At 44.6% G+C, this 15,480-nt stretch carries 18 protein-coding genes; 5 read left to right on the top strand and 13 right to left on the bottom strand.

Translation table 11 applies throughout. The features are described from left to right. Positions 1-358 precede the first annotated feature (358 nt). The 6 genes from LEP1GSC194_RS20005 to LEP1GSC194_RS19980 form a co-directional block, all read right to left on the bottom strand. Positions 359-967: an LIC20036 family protein gene (locus LEP1GSC194_RS20005; RefSeq protein WP_017810080.1), complete on the bottom strand. Its 609-nt coding sequence runs from the start codon at positions 965-967 to the stop codon at positions 359-361. A gap of 26 nt (positions 968-993) precedes the next feature. Beyond that, on the bottom strand, positions 994-2,313 hold the full coding sequence (locus tag LEP1GSC194_RS20000) for an LIC20035 family adhesin (protein WP_020775287.1): 1,320 nt from the start codon (positions 2,311-2,313) through the stop codon (positions 994-996). A gap of 193 nt (positions 2,314-2,506) precedes the next feature. Beyond that, on the bottom strand, positions 2,507-3,574 hold the full coding sequence (locus tag LEP1GSC194_RS19995; RefSeq protein WP_036043892.1) for a DUF1574 domain-containing protein: 1,068 nt from the start codon (positions 3,572-3,574) through the stop codon (positions 2,507-2,509). A gap of 115 nt (positions 3,575-3,689) precedes the next feature. Continuing rightward, positions 3,690-4,061, bottom strand: a complete 372-nt coding sequence (locus tag LEP1GSC194_RS19990) for a PIN domain-containing protein (RefSeq protein WP_036043890.1) — start codon at positions 4,059-4,061, stop codon at positions 3,690-3,692. A gap of 62 nt (positions 4,062-4,123) precedes the next feature. Continuing rightward, positions 4,124-4,546 carry an SRPBCC family protein gene (locus LEP1GSC194_RS19985; protein WP_020775294.1) on the bottom strand — a complete coding sequence of 141 codons (423 nt, stop codon included), beginning with the start codon at positions 4,544-4,546 and terminating at the stop codon, positions 4,124-4,126. Positions 4,547-4,555: 9 nt separating this feature from the next. Beyond that, positions 4,556-5,371, bottom strand: coding sequence for an SDR family NAD(P)-dependent oxidoreductase (locus LEP1GSC194_RS19980; RefSeq protein ID WP_231384531.1), 816 nt, complete (start codon positions 5,369-5,371; stop codon positions 4,556-4,558). Positions 5,372-5,522: 151 nt separating this feature from the next. Between LEP1GSC194_RS19980 and LEP1GSC194_RS19975 the strand changes: the two genes are divergently transcribed. Together LEP1GSC194_RS19975 and LEP1GSC194_RS19970 are read left to right on the top strand one after the other, a co-directional pair. After that, complete coding sequence (locus LEP1GSC194_RS19975; RefSeq protein ID WP_020775291.1) at positions 5,523-5,741, top strand: hypothetical protein; 219 nt, start codon at positions 5,523-5,525, stop codon at positions 5,739-5,741. Continuing rightward, on the top strand, positions 5,722-6,102 hold the full coding sequence (locus LEP1GSC194_RS19970; protein ID WP_020775290.1) for a PIN domain-containing protein: 381 nt from the start codon (positions 5,722-5,724) through the stop codon (positions 6,100-6,102). The genes LEP1GSC194_RS19975 and LEP1GSC194_RS19970 overlap by 20 nt, the downstream gene beginning before the upstream one ends. Before the next feature lie 248 nt (positions 6,103-6,350). On the opposite strand, the gene LEP1GSC194_RS19965 is transcribed toward LEP1GSC194_RS19970, so the two are convergent. The 4 genes from LEP1GSC194_RS19965 to LEP1GSC194_RS19950 form a co-directional block, all read right to left on the bottom strand. Continuing rightward, positions 6,351-7,619, bottom strand: coding sequence for an NAD(P)/FAD-dependent oxidoreductase (locus tag LEP1GSC194_RS19965; protein ID WP_020775292.1), 1,269 nt, complete (start codon positions 7,617-7,619; stop codon positions 6,351-6,353). 27 nt (positions 7,620-7,646) lie between these two features. After that, positions 7,647-8,198 (bottom strand): low molecular weight protein-tyrosine-phosphatase, encoded by a 552-nt coding sequence (locus LEP1GSC194_RS19960; protein WP_020775289.1) that lies wholly within the window; start codon positions 8,196-8,198, stop codon positions 7,647-7,649. Then, positions 8,174-8,920, bottom strand: a complete 747-nt coding sequence (locus tag LEP1GSC194_RS19955; protein WP_017808299.1) for an SDR family oxidoreductase — start codon at positions 8,918-8,920, stop codon at positions 8,174-8,176. The genes LEP1GSC194_RS19960 and LEP1GSC194_RS19955 overlap by 25 nt, the downstream gene beginning before the upstream one ends. 183 nt (positions 8,921-9,103) lie before the next feature. After that, positions 9,104-9,475 (bottom strand): cyclic nucleotide-binding domain-containing protein, encoded by a 372-nt coding sequence (locus tag LEP1GSC194_RS19950; protein ID WP_017809497.1) that lies wholly within the window; start codon positions 9,473-9,475, stop codon positions 9,104-9,106. 86 nt (positions 9,476-9,561) lie between these two features. On the opposite strand from LEP1GSC194_RS19950, the gene LEP1GSC194_RS19945 reads away from it, so the two are divergent. After that, positions 9,562-10,734: an acyltransferase gene (locus LEP1GSC194_RS19945; RefSeq protein ID WP_020775295.1), complete on the top strand. Its 1,173-nt coding sequence runs from the start codon at positions 9,562-9,564 to the stop codon at positions 10,732-10,734. Positions 10,735-11,048: 314 nt separating this feature from the next. Here the strand turns inward: LEP1GSC194_RS19945 and LEP1GSC194_RS19940 are convergent, their stop codons facing one another. The 3 genes from LEP1GSC194_RS19940 to LEP1GSC194_RS19930 are packed head-to-tail and all read right to left on the bottom strand — an operon-like array spanning position 11,049 to position 13,288. Continuing rightward, complete coding sequence (locus LEP1GSC194_RS19940; RefSeq protein ID WP_017809499.1) at positions 11,049-11,651, bottom strand: NADPH-dependent FMN reductase; 603 nt, start codon at positions 11,649-11,651, stop codon at positions 11,049-11,051. A 19-nt stretch (positions 11,652-11,670) separates the two neighbouring features. Beyond that, positions 11,671-12,378: a ParB/RepB/Spo0J family partition protein gene (locus LEP1GSC194_RS19935; RefSeq protein WP_020775285.1), complete on the bottom strand. Its 708-nt coding sequence runs from the start codon at positions 12,376-12,378 to the stop codon at positions 11,671-11,673. After that, the gene (locus LEP1GSC194_RS19930) at positions 12,371-13,288 is read right to left on the bottom strand and encodes a ParA family protein (RefSeq protein WP_036043887.1); all 918 of its coding nucleotides are present in this window, start codon (positions 13,286-13,288) and stop codon (positions 12,371-12,373) included. Before LEP1GSC194_RS19930 ends, LEP1GSC194_RS19935 begins: the two co-directional genes overlap by 8 nt. 196 nt (positions 13,289-13,484) lie before the next feature. Here LEP1GSC194_RS19930 and LEP1GSC194_RS19925 point away from each other — a divergent pair, with 196 nt between their 5' ends. Next, positions 13,485-14,588 (top strand): putative porin, encoded by a 1,104-nt coding sequence (locus LEP1GSC194_RS19925; protein WP_020775293.1) that lies wholly within the window; start codon positions 13,485-13,487, stop codon positions 14,586-14,588. 297 nt (positions 14,589-14,885) lie between these two features. Beyond that, the coding region (locus LEP1GSC194_RS19920) for an IS110 family transposase (RefSeq protein WP_036040806.1) at positions 14,886-15,480 on the top strand (595 nt) is incomplete at its 3' end.

The raw sequence follows: 15,480 nt of genomic DNA, 5'->3' as shown, positions 1-15,480 counted from the left end.
AGATTTAGAGGTTAGGACTTTACATTACATACAATAAAACGCAAGTGTTCCGACAAGAATGGAGCTTTTTACTTGCAAAAAGTATGATTTTCTGATAGAGAAAAGCCTCCCGAGCCTTTCCCACCTCCCGCCCCACCACCCAAACACGGGCGGGGCTCGCATATCACGGAGGATTGTCGTAATTCCGACAGATTGATCTTCAGATCCAAGTAACGGCGCCAGCGATCCGAGCGACGCGGAACGCGGTTCGAAGAACCGGAGCCGTTAGGCGAAGTCGCGGCAGAGCGCGGTCGAACTTTTGAGCGCAGCGCAAAGGTTCGAGGCGCCATTCAAACGTAACTCGAAAAAACGTTTCCCGTTATCGTTTTGCGTCCCAATTGCCGGAACTGTTGTTTCCCCGATACGTTCCCGAAATCGATCGGCCTTCCAAAACTCCCGTATATTTTTGCGAGAACGGAACGTTACTTCCGATGTCGGAACATTTCACGCCGACACAGGAACGGACGAATTGAATTTGATTCCCTTTTGTAAAAACTCCTCCGAGGAATTCGGGTTTGCCCTTTCCCCAGTTTGAGAATTTTAAAACTCCGTAGAGTTTTCCGTTCTTTCCTCCGAAAAATTGAAGCGTGCCTTTGTGCGGACCGACGTTCAGTTGATACGTGCCTACGAAAAGTTTATCGTTTGCGGAAAGTTCGTCGGAGGATTTTTCTTCGGATAAAAATTCTATCTTTTCGACCAGGTCCGTAGGAATTTCCTGATCCGGGTCAGCGATCTTCAACGTTTTTTGATCGATGGATACGAGAAGCCCTTGCGTAAAAGATCCGTTATACGTCACCTTTGCGGTTCTTTGAATACCCGAACCGCAGGTTCTCGGGATAAAACCCAGAATAAAAAACAAAATCGCTGTGGGAAAAAAAATCGCCAGATCGCGCTTCCAAAAGGATCGGGAAGAGTTTTCAGTGTTCATATGATATTATCGGTGAACGGGCGGAACTACTTACATCCCTGCATCTCTCCCATTCTTTTGTTTTCGTTTCCGTTAATGTAATATACTTTTCCGGAACGTGTGGTCCAGCAGTCGTGTTTTTTGTTCGTTCCTGCCATAATCGGCCCTTCGCCGATTTTCACTCCGTTTTCGTCGTATTCGATCGCCTTCGTGTCGCTCACGATCTCAAACTGCTTTTTGCCGTCTTTATAATACGTAAACGGAATATCGGGTTTGTAGCTAGCTTTGAGTTCATTCGTAGCCTCGTCTATGTTCATGATCGAAAACTGAAGTTTCCCCTTTCCGATCAACTGCCCTTCCTTGTTATAGGCTTCGGCGGAAGACATCATAAACTCGTTCATCATCTCGCCTTTGTAAGCCGGATTTCCGTTGTTCCAGTTGAACTTCCAAACTCCTTTGCGAGTATGTTCTCTCTGACCTTCCGCAAAGACGTTTCCGTTTTTGTAATATTCTTTCCAGTAACCCGAACGAAGCGCTTTTTTCTCTTTCGGATCTTTTTCCTTTTCGGTTCCCGGCTCCAACTTCGGTTTATAACCGCCTTCCATTTGGAGAACTCCGTTGTCGTAGTAGGTCTTCCAGATGCCCGTTCTCAAATCGTCCTTGTAGGAACCTTCGCTCTGAACCGTACTTCCGTCCTTATGATAAGAAGTTTCGGCGCCTTGTTTTTGTCCGTTGGAATAGTTGGAAACTTTTTTCTTAGCTCCGTTTTGTCCGGGGTCCGCGTAGTATTCGGTCCAGAGTCCGTCTTTTTGGTCGTCCTTATAAGAACCTTCCTCGTCCATCAGACCTTCGTTGTTCTTTTTCCAATAAGGTCCGTTCTTCTTATCCGCTTTGTAGGAAGTGCTTTCGGTTTGAACTCCGTCTCTTTTGAGTTTTTTCTCCTCTCCTTCTTTCACTCCGGCCGCGTAAGGAGTGTCGCGAAGAACCTCTCCGGTTTCGTAAAGGGTTTTCCAAGAACCTTCCCTTTTATCGTCCTTATATTCGCCGGTTCGGATGAGAACGCTGATTTTCTTTTTCGTAGCGGAGTCTTCTTTTTCCTGATATTCTTTCCAGGCTCCGTTCTTTTTGAACTTCTTGATCTGATCCGGTTTTAATCCGTCGAGTTGTTCCGGAGTACAGGGTTTGCCGCCGCAATCCGTAACGACGGGGCCTTCGGCTTTCATATTAAAGGTTTCCTTATATTTTTCCACGCGGATATTAGGAGGTAGAATTTGAATTTCCTGATCCTTTCCTTTATTTTCCACGCCTGGAATCGTAGAACAAGAAACGGCCGCAATCGCGATAAGAGCTAAACAAAGTTGTTTCATGATTATTCCTTGAAAGTTAGCGAACTTCCCGCAAACGTTAACGAGCCGAATTTAAAAGTCAAGAAATTCCGAAATCACGGACGGATGCGAGTTAGGCCGATTCAAAAACGATCGGACCTTCGACGAAGGATGGAGATTGATCCCCGCTTTTTTTCTACGGCGAATCAAGTTAAACAAGAACGTTCCCGGAAATTTATCTTTTGTCCAGATAGTAGTGAAGCAGAATGAATCGAATGAAAGGACGATAACAATCCAAGGAGATATGACCGCTGTCCGCATAAGTATTGCAGGCGTAGTAAGAATCCTTGCTCATGTCCAACAAGGGAATTCCCGCTTTCTCGTGCATCGGTCTTACGATTTGAAACCAAGGTTCGGGAACGTTCAGTTCGTTCAAAACTTTTTCCATCGGAGCCGACGTCCCCGGTTTTACGAACAAGGTTCTCCATTTTTTTTCGAGAAGTAAGTTTAAAATTTTTTGATAAAACTCGTACTGCATCGGCGAAGGGGCGTAAGAAGGATAAATCCAACCGATCGTTTTACGTGCGGATTCCTGGATCTTACCGAAATCCTTTTCCACATAGGCGCCCGCGGGAGAAACGGCGTTTCCCTTGTCGGTTTTTAAAGTGGCGATCGTCATCGCCTTAAGCATTTCGCCGATTTCGAAATTTTCGTTTTTCAGACGTTTGAGGACGTTTCCGATATAAGGTTTGTTATAACTCACGCCGAAAAGAAAATTCGCGAAGTAATAGTTCACGTTTTCCTTTCCGAAAGTCCATGCGTATTTTAGAATAAAGATAGGATCGAAGCTGTTTGCTAAATTCGATTTTTTGAATGTAGTACCGTTTTTGTTAAACTGAAACGGATCGCTTTCGATCACGATCAAATCGGGGTTCACTCCTCCGTTTGCAAGCCCTTCCAAAAAGTAAAGATAGTAGGCGGGAGTCGTAACGGCGGAAGAAAGATTGTAGATATCCCAATCCGGATAAAAGGCTTGAAGATCTGAATTTTGAAAATAGAGCATCCGAGAAGAGCCCATGAGGATCATGAGTTTTTTTTTCTTTTCCGGATTTTTGGAATATTCTCCTTCCGAACCGTATTTGGAAACGATCTCTTGCAGAAGTTCCTTTTTGACGTCGTAGTAGATATACGTAAATTCCTGTTTAACGTAGTCCCTGACCTTATCCAAAAAGAAAATTTTGTCGAATAGAAAGATCGCCGAAAAGAGCAGAACCGGATACCAGAGGAAGGGTTTGGACTTCAAGGGATTCTCCGAACAAAAGCCGCTCGATATATTTGATCTTTGGAATTTGAAGGAAGAAGAGCCGGTAAAAACACCGGCTCAGGTTCTTTGAGATACGGGAAGCTGTCAAATGAAATCAGGCGATTACCATGTCTTTCTGCGAGAACTGTTTGCGTTTTCTTTGCAACTCCGCAAACCATTCTCCCGCGTGTTTATGATAAGCGACCAAACGTTTGACGTAACTTCTTCTTTCGGGCATCAATACTCGTCTCGCTTCGTGAATGATTTCTTCCACGATCTTTGTGTGAAACGTAAAGTGACTGGAAAAAAGATTGAAGTAATCTCTTTCCGAAACTTCCCAAGGTCTGGAAGTGATGTCCGTAAAATATTGTTCCAACTGTCCGATATCGTTGTCGAAGTCCGATTCGTAGGGAGAATTGACCACGGCTATCGTATCGGTGAGGTCTGTGAGGGTTTGAAAGTAAGTCTCTAATTCGGGTAGTTGCACAGGTAAAAATCACCTTTCCTAAATAGGTTCCTTTTACCATCTTTTTTAGAGGCCTTGCACGTTCAAGATTTTTTTAGGTAATCTTTCAAATGTTTCCCTTCTTCTTCCCAACCTTCGGAAGCGGCTTCGACCCAAACGTCATACTTATCGCCTACCGGATAACCCGAATTCGTAAGTACCAGTTTGGAAGAAGTCTCGCCCAAAGAATGAAACTCCAACTTCAATTCGATGTCACCCGCGGGATGATTCTGCCAAAGTAGTATCAATTCTTTTAAAGGTATTATCTTTTTATAAATTCCGTTCGTCGTAAGATCCCCTTCCATTCCGAGTTTCCACGTCCAAGCGAAGTCAGCTCCTTCTTTCGGACGACCCGTGACCTTATCCGCGAGCCAGTGAATCAACTCTTCGTTTACGGTGACCGCGTTCCAAACTCTCATCAGAGGATAGTCGAACTGAAATTCCTTGATAATACTTCTGGTTTCCATACTTCCCTTCTAGTGAAAATCTTTATAAAGTTTTTTGAATAGAGTTCGTTCCAAAAAAGCGGGCGCGATGTTACGCAGCCATTTTAAAAAGAAACCGGAACTGTCCATGATGACCAACCTGGATTCCGGATCTTCCACCGAATCGATCATTTTTAACGCGACCTCGTCCGGCGATTTGATCTTACTACTCGGATATTGTCCCTCGTTCAAAACGTTTCCGTCTCCGTCCAAACCGGATTTGCGGAGTTTCGTTTTGGTATAAGGAGGACAGAAAATGATAAACGACAAACCTTCTTCGGAGAGTTCGATTCTTGCCGCTTCCAAAACGGCGTGTAACGCGGACTTAGAGGAGGAATACGCGCTTCTACCCGGAATACCGTAAAGCCCGCTTACCGTGGACGTGGCGATCACACAACCTCGGCTCAGTTTGATTTGAGGCAACAATCTTTGAATGAGATAGATAGGACCGAAAAAATTGATATCGAACGTTTTGCGAAAGGTTTGGATCTGTGTTCCGTCAAACCGGGAATGCGTCGTAATCCCTGCGTTTGCAAAAAGAACGTCGATACTTCGATAATCTTTGGAAATTTTTTTGACCGCCTTGTCGATTTCCTTTTCGGAACTCAGATCGGTCGGGATATGGACCAAGTCGGCGATAAGATCCTTTTTTCGATTTAAAAGTTCTGGTTGTGTTCTGGAGAGATTGATGAGCTTACAATCCAATTTGGAAAGAATACCGAGAATCGCCTCTCCGATTCCGGAAGAACCTCCCGTGACCACGATGGTTTTGCCTGTCCAAAACGAAGGATTCATTTCACGGGGCATTTTTGCCGCAAGAAGCGAGTATTCAAGAATTTTTTTAAGCGCAAATCGGCACGTTTCCGTCTTCGGAACGACGACGAAACCGTTTCGTTTTCGGCGGGGCGGCTCTCCTTTTCTTATTGACATTCGTCTGTATCCCGATACAGATCTAAGTATGATCGCTCAAGCGCACGACAAACGAATTACGGCCAATCTTCCCGAAAATCTTTTAAGAGAAGCCAGGCTTGTCACGGGAAAGGGAATTACGGAAACGATCGTGATGGGACTCGAACTACTCAAAAGAAGCAGGGCTTACGACAAAGCTCAAAAACTCAAAGGAAAAATCAAAATTCAAATCGATCTGGATACGAGCCGTGAGCGCGCTCGTCGTTGATACTTCCAGTTTTATCAGTTACTTCAAAGTTGGAAATGAAACCATAGACGACGCCATCAAAGAGGGAAGAGCCTATCTCTCTCCGATCGTTGCCGCGGAACTTCTAAGCGGAATCCGCTCCAAATCGGACCAATCTCTGATGAAGGACTTTTTCGAAGATTTACCTCTCTGCGGAAATGAAATCGAATCCTGGTTTAAGACGGGACTACTGCGATCCAAACTTTATTCCAAAGGCTTGTCCGTTTCCATCGCGGACGCGCATATCTGCCAGTGCGCGTTGGAACTGGGCGGCTATCTGATCACCGAAGATAAAATATTCTCCAAGATCGCAAAGATAACCGGACTCAAACTGATCGGCTAACAACCGTTTTCCTCAGGATACTCCGTTTGAAAGTAAAACTGAGTTTTTCTGATTTATATATTAGATTACCGTAAATTTTGAGACGAATCTCCGTTTAAAAGCAGAATTCCGGAAACTCTATTCTATGGCTCCGAGCAACAAGCTTATGATAGTTAACGAATATTTAAAGTATTTTCGTTCAAACAATTTTCAACCTGCGCGTGACATCCGTATATACAAAAATATGAATTTGTATAAATCTAATCCGATCAATCCTTGTCCGCGCTGACCTCGTCCTGAATCACTCTCGCTTCCGCCCTGAAAGCGATATAAGACCAAACCCAAGTAATCATAATCGTGACCTTATTCTTAAATCCTACCTGATAGAATAAGTGAACGAAAAGCCAAGCGAACCAACCGAAAAGCCCCTTCAGCTTGAAAACTCCCACTTGAGCGACCGCGTCCGTTCTTCCGATCGTAGCCATAGAACCCTTATCGATATAATGAAAGGGTTTTCGTTTTTTATTTTTCAGGTCGTTTTGAATCAAAGCCGCGACGTATCTTCCCTGTTGCATCGCAACCGGAGAAACCCCGGGCAAAGGACGCTCCAGTCCCTTCGAATAATTAGCGATGTCCCCGATGACAAAAACTTCCGGATGACCTTCTATATTACAAAATTCGTCCACCGTCACCCTTCCGCCCCGATCCAATGTTACGCCTAACGTGGATGCGATGGTGTTGGCTTGAACACCGGCCGCCCAGATCACCGTTTGAGTAGAAATCATTTTTTCTTCGAGTTGCACCCCCCGTTCGTTGATATCGATGACGCGGGTTCCGGTCAAAACTTCCACTCCCCTACTTTCCAGACGTTTTTTGGTAAATTCTCCCAAAGAAGCGTCGAAGGTCATAAGCAATCTGGGAGAAGCCTCGATCAAAGTGATCTTGGATAAGGCGGGATCGATCGTATGAAATTCGTCCCGAATGATATGGTGGGAAAGTTCCGCGATGGAACCCGCAAGTTCCACTCCGGTCGGCCCTCCGCCGATGATGACATAGTTCAAAAGGGATTTAACGACTTCGGGATCACCGGACAACTCCGCCTTTTCAAAGGATATCAAAAGTTTATGACGGATCTTCAAAGCGTCCTTTAGATTTTTCAGACCGATCGTATGTTTTTCCCAGTGATCGTTTCCGAAATAACTGGATTTCGCGCCGGCCGCCAATATTAGATAATCATAATTTGTTGAAGTGTTTTGATAATAAACGGTTTTTGAGGCGGGATCGATTTTTGTCGCCTCTCCCAAAACCACGGTCACGTTTTTACTCTCCCCTACCAGGGAACGGGTGGGAATCGCGATATCAGCAGGGCTTAAAACCGCGGTCGCCACTTGATAGAGAAGGGGTTGAAAGAGGTGGTGATTTTTTTTATCGATTACGGTAATATCGAGGTTTTCGTTTTGAGAGAGTTTTTTAACGGCTTGTAAACCGCCGAACCCCGCGCCGATGACGACGACTTTCTTTTTCCTGGATTCACTCATGTGTGAAAATGTTCTCCCGCTTCCGGATTAGGCTTTTAAATCCAGTTTTCTAGAGAGTAGGAAATCGAGAAAGTCTTCCGCGGTATCGGAGACAATATTTTGCACTTCGTCAAAGTCCTTCAGAGTTCCGTAATACGGATCGGGAACCTCGGAATCTTTTTTGGAATCCTTTTGAAAAAACCGAAAGAGTTGAACCTTCTTTCTTTCTTCGTCCGAAGCAGCGAGGTACAAAACGTCTTTCTGATTGGACTTATCCATCGTAAGAATGTAATCGAATTCCCGAAAGTCTTCCTTTCGAAACTGCCTCGCCCGGTGAGTAAGTTCGATCCCCTTTTTACGCGCGGCCTGTCTCGTTCTAGGATCCGGAAGTTCTCCGATATGATATCTGGACGTTCCGCAAGAATCCACGAAGAAGGAAGATTCCAAATTTTTTTTCTGGATCAAATCCAGAAAGGCGCCTTCCGCGGCGGGAGATCTGCAAATGTTTCCGAGACAAACGAACAAAACCCGAATCGGATTTCCTCCTCGCGGGTTTTGTTTTTCAAAAGTGTTGTTTATTTCAGACTGATCTTCGACCATAAAAATTCGGGGATTCGTTTCATAATATAACCCAGGAAGGCCCACGGGAACCAAGGAACTGTAGCCGATAAAACTTTGTTTTCAATTCTTTTATATATTTTTTGTGCGCCTCGTTCCACGGGAATTACAAACGGACGAGATTTCATTTGATTGTTGATCGGAGTGTCTATAAATCCGGGATGAATCACCGTCACCGAAATTCCGTATCGTTTCACTTCTCCTCGAAGAGCCTCCATGTAAACGGAAAGACCGGCCTTCGACGAAGAATAACTTGCCGAACCCGGAAGCCCTCTAAAGGAAGCGACCGATGAGATCGCGACGATTTGTCCCGATTTTTGTTTTTGAAAGATCGGCAGAGCCGCCTCCACACCGGCCATAGCGCCGATCAAATTGGTCTCGATCACGGCACGATCGGCTTCAAAACTTCTTCCTCCGAAAGAAGAAGTCGTTGAAATTCCCGCGTTCAAAACGATCAGGTCCAAACCTCCGAGTTCCTTTGCCAATTTGGGAATGACTTTAAAATTCTGATCCGCGTCGGAAACGTCCAAAGTTGCAAAAAGAATTTTACCCTTGGCGCCGGAAGATTTCAATTCGTCCGCGATTTTTTTGAGTGAATCCTTTCTTCTTGCGGTAAGGCCCACGTTAGCTCCCGCTTGAGCGTAGATCCTCGCTAATTCTTTTCCGATTCCGGAACTTGCACCGGTAATGATTACGTTTTTCATCTAAGACAACTAGTGCAGAATTATAACCCGCTTCAAACATTAATTTCAAGGAAAATCCTTTTCTTAAAAACTTCCGAAAGCGCCTTGTACGATTTTTATGTTATTTGAATCTTTTTACTTTTTTCCACTCTCGTTCGCTATTTCTTTCGGATCCCTCGGGTAATGCCGACGGTTGTTTTGGAGTTACTCGCCGCAATATTCTTCCAGCTTTGAACTCAAAATCGCGTCGGTGTTCGCCAAACGATCGGCAAGGATTCGAACCATCTTGGCCGAAAAATCCGGATTTTTGATTAGGAATTTTTCAAGTTGTTGTTTACTCTCGATAACGGCGAGTTGACAATCCAAAATCGCCTTTGCGGTCGCGGTCCTAGGCATGGCGCGGAACAAGGCCATCTCTCCGAAAAAATCCCCTTTTTTCATCACCGCAAGACGTTGAACTATATGCTTTCGCGTAAAAAAAACTTCGACGGAGCCTGAAAGAATCACATACATCGCGTTATTCGAATCGCCTTCCTTAAAAACAACTCCACCGGCTGGGATCTCCAACTTGTTCATTTTTTAAACCGACCTAAAAGATTTACTTCTATATCAATAAATCGCATACTGACTTAATTACACTTTCAAAAAAAGCACATTCTTTTATGATTTCAAATCTTTCCCTATTTATAGATCTCTTCGGACTTTGTATACTGATCCTAACGTGTATTCTTTCCGACGTCCCTTCTCAAATCCTTCTGTCTTCTCCAAAAAAAGAAGCCTCGAGTAACAGAAGTCAATCCGTGGATTTCATTCGAGGACTTGCCATCACCGGAATCGTTTTCATTCATGTGAATTCGTATTATCAATATTTCGGTCCCGACGAAAAACCTTCCGCGTTTACCCTCGCACTTTCGAACTTATCCAGATTCGGAGTTCCGGCCTTTATTCTTTCTTCCGGGATTTTTTTAAAGTTCACAAATTGGAAAGATTATTGGAAACCTAAGATCCTTTCCCTCTTGGTTCCTTATTTTATCGTAAGTTTTTTTGCCGCTTATGTAAAACTACAAACCCTTCCCAACTGGAGCGAATATTTAAACGGGGTTCTGCTCGGAACCTGGTGTGCGCCCTATTACTTCGTTCCCCTTTTAGTTTCCTTTTATCTAATATTCCCTTTTTTGAAACGGATTCTACCGGAATCTCCCAAGTCGGTTTTCATCCTTATCGTGACTGCCCTTTTCTTGAATTTTTTGTCGAATCACGCATTTCGTCATTTCGAAATCCCCTTGTTAAAAACGATCGAACCCGTTCTACCGACCGGGTTTATTTTCTTTTTCACCTTCGGATTGTTAGCTGGAAAATGGTTCAAAGAACCGAATGCTTTTTTACGACTTTCCGAAAGAACGAAATCCCCTCGATTCCCCTACTCTTTCAGGAAAATTCTTTTCTACGGGATCTTATCGTATTTAGTCGTAGTGGGGATCGCGGGTTATCTCTGGAAATTCGATTCATCCAACCACCTGATCTTTTACCCGCTTGCCGTGTTCCTCTTCCTTTTTCTATGGGCGGAAAACGCCCAGGACCGAAAGAGACATAAAGGATTCGTCTCCGTTTTCGCTTTCGTCGGAAAAAACAGCATGGGAATTTTTTTACTCCATCCTATCCTCATCCACTGGATGCACGCCTGGAATCCTTTTCATCGGGGTTTTGCCTGGCCTATGATTTGGATCGTCGGATTTGCGAACGTAGTCGTTCCCCTTTTTATCTGGTTGTTTATGATCAACGCGGCGGGTTTGATCTTTCGACGCGGCGACTCCCGAGCAAAGCCAAAGAAATAAACGGGCGCTCCTGCGCTTCGAGCTCATCGTATAACAAAATCAAAACGAAAAAAGCGCAGGCCGGGCTTGTTCCGCGATCCATAGAGCGACCCAAGGAAACTAAAACGCAAATAACGTAAATCAATGCGAAAGCGATTGATGCGGAGTCAATAAATTGAAACTAAAGGCGATATATCGTATAACGTTTTTTTCATACAATTTATTGACTATAGCTGAAAGCGCGGCCCCTCGTTGGTTTTTTCCGTAAAAAAACCGGCGAGGGGCCGCCCGATTTTTCAACCGTCGAATCCACGTTAAGTAGAAATCCTGGAAACCTACATCCCGTTTGAAAATTCTTTTTTAAAGGTTACGCCGGAATCGCGGACGATTTTCAACGCATCTCCGTAACTCACGAGAATTTTGAGGGTGAAGTCGATCCGATCGCGGATATAAGAATCTTCCTTACTTGCCGATTCCGGACCGTTGAGAACGTGTTCCGCGTCTCGAACGATGACATGCTCCGGAATATAACAAAGTTTCGTGTTTTTATAACTGCTCATTCTAAGTTCCGCGATCGGGTAAGCGCCTCCCCTGCTCGCGGAAACCGCGCCGATCAAAACCGGTTTGTGACCGAGTAAGGAAGAGTTACAATAAAGAAGAAAATTCTTGAGCCCCGGAGAAGCCATCCCGGAATATTCCGGCGTAACAAAAACAAAAGCGTCTGCGTTTTTAAGTTCGGACTCGATCGGTTTCCAGATCCGATCCCAATCGTCACCTCCGTCCCAAAAAGAATCGTCCCATACCGGAAGTTTATGAACGCCTAAATCTAAAATCCAGGATTGATGACCGAACGATTCGAGACGGGTTTCCATCCACTTTGCGACCTTGGTCGACTGGGATATTTTTCTGTGCGAACCGGCTATGATAGCGAGTTTCATATTTTCTCCGTTTGAAAAATCAACCTTTGATTCCGTATTTCTTTTTCAGAGAGGAGAGTTCTTTTAAAAACTTTTCCCTCTGATTCGAGGCGAGTTTTCCCAACTGAACGACCACCTTTAAAGGCGCCGATTTCCGGGATGAAATCATTTCACCCCCCCTTCCTTCCTTGTGTTTCAAAAGGGCTTCCAGATTTTTTACGGAGGCGTCCTTTCCGGATCGGAGTAGATCCTCCACCGACTTTTGATCCAACCTCGCAATCGAACTCAATTGTTTTACGTATCTTTCGGTAAAACCCAAAACTTTGGAAACTTCTTCAGCGGTTTTTCTTTTTTCCTTTCTTAAAAACTGGATCGCACGTCCGACTTCCCAGGGATTCAGGCTTTTACGTTTCTCGTTTTCGGCGAGCGCCATTTCAAAACATCTGTCTTCGGAGGCCGACGTTTCGATCGCTGCGATCTTATCCCATTTAAGGATTTTGGCGGCTTGGTATCTTCTTTCCCCCGCAACGATCTGATATTTTTTTCCCTGCTTTTTGACCACGATCGGTTCGATCAGGCCCAGACGTTTCATCGACTCCGAAAGATCGGAAACCTCCTCCTTTCCGAAAACTCGAGGTTGGGTCGGATTCGGAACTATATCCGAAAGCGAAATCTCGGCCTTCGAGGATTCTTTTTCTCCGAACGCAGTAAGAAGATCCATACCCGCAAAATCGGAACGTTTAGCCATTTGAAATCCTCTCTTTCAATTCATCCGCCAAGGAAGAAAACATCTGCATGACCTTGCTGTCGTAATCTCCCAAAAGTTTTTTCTTAGCCTGAGCCTGAGGGATCGACTCTCTCCTATACACGACGGTATCAAAAACTTCGAAATATTTCCGAATAGCGTCCGCAAGTCCGGCGAGCGCCCGAGTGTCTTCGTACTGATTGAGGACGGCTCCCAAAAGATTGAGAGACGGGTTCGCCTTTTTTTTTATTTTTAGAATTGTGGAATGCAAATCCTTTAGACCTTGAACGCTGAAAGCTCGTGTCTGAATCGGGACCAAAACGTGATCGGCCGCGATCAAAGCGTTCTCCAAAATCAAACCGAGAGAAGGCGGACAATCAATGATGATATATTTATAGCCGGAACGAATCGGTTTAAGTGCGTCCTTTAAAAGTTCGAAATCGTCCCTTTCGTACGGAGTCGTAAAGTTCGCAAGGTGAATGGAAGAAGGTAATACGTCCAAATCCGGCGCAAGCCGCACAAGCAGATCCTTTACCGGGATCGGATCTTCGCCCCTGTAACCCAAGGAATGAAAGACCGATTTTTCCACGGAGCCGAAAAAAAGTTGAGTGATGTTCGCCTGGGCATCCCAGTCCACAAGAAGCACGGGAGCCGACTTGGAAAGAGCCTCCGCCAAACAAACGGAAACCGTGGTTTTACCTTCCCCGCCTTTCTGATTGGAGACGGCGATAATCGCGGAATCGTAGACGCGCTCATTCGTTTGCTGAAAGTATTTTTCTATCACTTCCCGTTCGAATTTTCCTTTCCCCGAAGTCGGAATTTTCCATTCCTTCACCTTGGATAGAAATTCCTCCTCGGAGGAAATATCGAACTCGTCTAAAATCTGTCGGATCGTTAGATTTTTGGAACTCATTTCTCGGAACCAGGATCGTCCGAACACACTCACTTTGTCAAATCAATACTATGTCCCATCGATTCCCGCGAGTTAAAAACTGTATTGCGTGGGTAGGGTAGGGCGGGTAATCTGTCTTGGTCGTTCGAACAACCGTCCGGGGTGAAATGATTGCACCCCGTAACCGTGGGCCCAATTCAAAAACAAAAGTAAACTCATGAAAATAAAAAAACTCTCCGCAAAAAATTTAGCGATCCTTAGCATTTATCTTTTATCGATCGGACCGGCCTACACGCAAGTGGCCCTTCCAAGCCCGGAAGAACCTCCTAAACCCGTTCAGGAAAAAGAAAAACAAATCCCGGAAGAGACTTTTTTTAAAAAACTGATCAGGCAATCCTCTTTTACGATACTTGCGGGACGAAACGGAGGAGACAACATTTTCGAAACCGGAACCAAGTACCCGAATCTTTCGGGACTTCGCGGGGGTTCGAGGATCACGTATGCGAGAGACTTCAACTACGGCGGACTGGGGTTCACACTTCGTTGGCAAAAATGGGAGGCCGATCTGAATTTAAAAACCACCGGACGTTATGTGAACGCGGGTGAGGGGAGGGACGAGGATTTCTTTCTAGGCGCTCCCACCATCGAAAGAGGAACCAAAATTTCAACGAGAGAATTTACGTTCTACGATACTCCTTATACGTTCATCGGTTCCCGGAATTTTGCGGACGGAAAAGGTCGCCTATCGATGAAACAACAGAGGCAATCCCTCATCTTAAGAAGATATTTCGGAGACACGGACCCCGATTTTAGAAAGGAAGGAAAGGGTCTTTTTCTCACGGGAGGTTTTCAATATACGTTTATGAAATACGTGCTTTATGACGTGTTCCAATTCTTCGATTCCAATCCAATTTTTCTGAATAGAATCGGCTCCGGCCTAAGTCTTTCGTATTCGACTTATGAATTTCCGCTGGGCCTCGGGTATCGATATTCGAACGGGGAATGGTTTTTTGAAACCTCGTTCTCCGGTATTTTTTGGACGGGACATTTCCGGGATTTTCACTACCAAAGGGCTCTCAATTTTATCGGAGACGTTTCCGGCTTCGGAATCGACTTCAACGCAAGCGCGGGAAGAATTTTCGGAAATTATCTGGTCTTTATAAAACTCAACGAACACAGGCTTTTCGGGGACGGTCATTTTGCAACCAAAGGCGGATTGAATGAAAGCGATATCCTTTCCCAACATCTCGGGCATTATAAAAATTACATGAATCTAAAAGAATGGAACGTAGAGTTGTCTCTGACAGGATTTTTGTATTAACGTAAGTTCGTTATGACAAGTGCAAAAGTGATTATTATGTTTCGATCCATAGATTAGTATGATTCTTGGACGTAAGACAGCTCGAAGTGTGATATTCTTGATTCGACGGAGTCAAGAAGGCCGATGGCAGATTGATCGCTCTCTTGGGGCTTAGACCCCGGTCCATAGATGAATCTAAATCGGCCACCGCAAACCAAAGTGTGGCGGCTTAACAAAGTCGACCGCGAATAGGAGTGCTGGTGATATCACCCGGCTTTGTTAAGACCTTCCGCCCTCTGTCATTTTAGGAGAAAAGAAATGAACAGTCAAGAAATCAAGTATGTAGGAATTGATTGCGGAAAGAAAAGTTTAGAGGTTGTTCGAATTAATTCGGAGAACTCGCTCGAACGTCGGCAATTCAGTACAACGGAAAGCGGTATTAGCAGTTTATTAAAATGGCTGACTTTAAATGATATTGTAGGTCTGGAAGCGGGCTCTCAATCTTTTAGAATTGCAAAATCAATTTTAAACAAAGGGATTCAAGTAATTGTCTTGAATCCCGGAGACTTAGCAACGATCTATCAATCTTTGAAAAAGACTGATAAAGAAGACAGTTTAAAAATAGCCAGGCTCATTCAACGTTATCCAATAGAAGAATTACCGGTTGTTCCGATTCCCACGGATGAAGAGGAAGATAATCGGCGATTGTGTACAGAGCATGAGAACTGGACAAGGCAACTGACGCAAGGTAAGAATCGACTTCACAGTTTATTCACTCAAGCCGGTTTGACTGAAATCACCAAAAAGCATTTACGAACAAAAGCATCCAGAGAAGTTTCTGTAGCTTTACTTCCTGATCGATACAAAAAGGAAGCGGAACGAATCTTAAAAGTTTTAGATTTAGTCGAACTAA

The organism is Leptospira alstonii serovar Sichuan str. 79601 (genome assembly GCF_000347175.1).
In the GTDB taxonomy this organism is placed as follows: domain Bacteria; phylum Spirochaetota; class Leptospiria; order Leptospirales; family Leptospiraceae; genus Leptospira; species Leptospira alstonii.
This window is presented reverse-complemented; position numbering and strand designations above follow the sequence as displayed.

What these genes read in the sequence shown, in the direction of transcription:
- LEP1GSC194_RS19935 (WP_020775285.1), bottom strand. Translation starts at nt 12,378, where the DNA reads ATGGCTAAACGTTCCGATTTTGCGGGTATGGATCTTCTTACTGCGTTC.
- LEP1GSC194_RS19940 (WP_017809499.1), bottom strand. Translation starts at nt 11,651, where the DNA reads ATGAAACTCGCTATCATAGCCGGTTCGCACAGAAAAATATCCCAGTCG.
- LEP1GSC194_RS19975 (WP_020775291.1), top strand. Translation starts at nt 5,523, where the DNA reads ATGATCGCTCAAGCGCACGACAAACGAATTACGGCCAATCTTCCCGAA.
- LEP1GSC194_RS19980 (WP_231384531.1), bottom strand. Translation starts at nt 5,371, where the DNA reads ATGCCCCGTGAAATGAATCCTTCGTTTTGGACAGGCAAAACCATCGTG.
- LEP1GSC194_RS19950 (WP_017809497.1), bottom strand. Translation starts at nt 9,475, where the DNA reads ATGAACAAGTTGGAGATCCCAGCCGGTGGAGTTGTTTTTAAGGAAGGC.
- LEP1GSC194_RS19945 (WP_020775295.1), top strand. Translation starts at nt 9,562, where the DNA reads ATGATTTCAAATCTTTCCCTATTTATAGATCTCTTCGGACTTTGTATA.
- LEP1GSC194_RS19955 (WP_017808299.1), bottom strand. Translation starts at nt 8,920, where the DNA reads ATGAAAAACGTAATCATTACCGGTGCAAGTTCCGGAATCGGAAAAGAA.
- LEP1GSC194_RS19930 (WP_036043887.1), bottom strand. Translation starts at nt 13,288, where the DNA reads ATGAGTTCCAAAAATCTAACGATCCGACAGATTTTAGACGAGTTCGAT.
- LEP1GSC194_RS19985 (WP_020775294.1), bottom strand. Translation starts at nt 4,546, where the DNA reads ATGGAAACCAGAAGTATTATCAAGGAATTTCAGTTCGACTATCCTCTG.
- LEP1GSC194_RS20000 (WP_020775287.1), bottom strand. Translation starts at nt 2,313, where the DNA reads ATGAAACAACTTTGTTTAGCTCTTATCGCGATTGCGGCCGTTTCTTGT.
- LEP1GSC194_RS19925 (WP_020775293.1), top strand. Translation starts at nt 13,485, where the DNA reads ATGAAAATAAAAAAACTCTCCGCAAAAAATTTAGCGATCCTTAGCATT.
- LEP1GSC194_RS19960 (WP_020775289.1), bottom strand. Translation starts at nt 8,198, where the DNA reads ATGGTCGAAGATCAGTCTGAAATAAACAACACTTTTGAAAAACAAAAC.
- LEP1GSC194_RS19965 (WP_020775292.1), bottom strand. Translation starts at nt 7,619, where the DNA reads ATGAGTGAATCCAGGAAAAAGAAAGTCGTCGTCATCGGCGCGGGGTTC.
- LEP1GSC194_RS20005 (WP_017810080.1), bottom strand. Translation starts at nt 967, where the DNA reads ATGAACACTGAAAACTCTTCCCGATCCTTTTGGAAGCGCGATCTGGCG.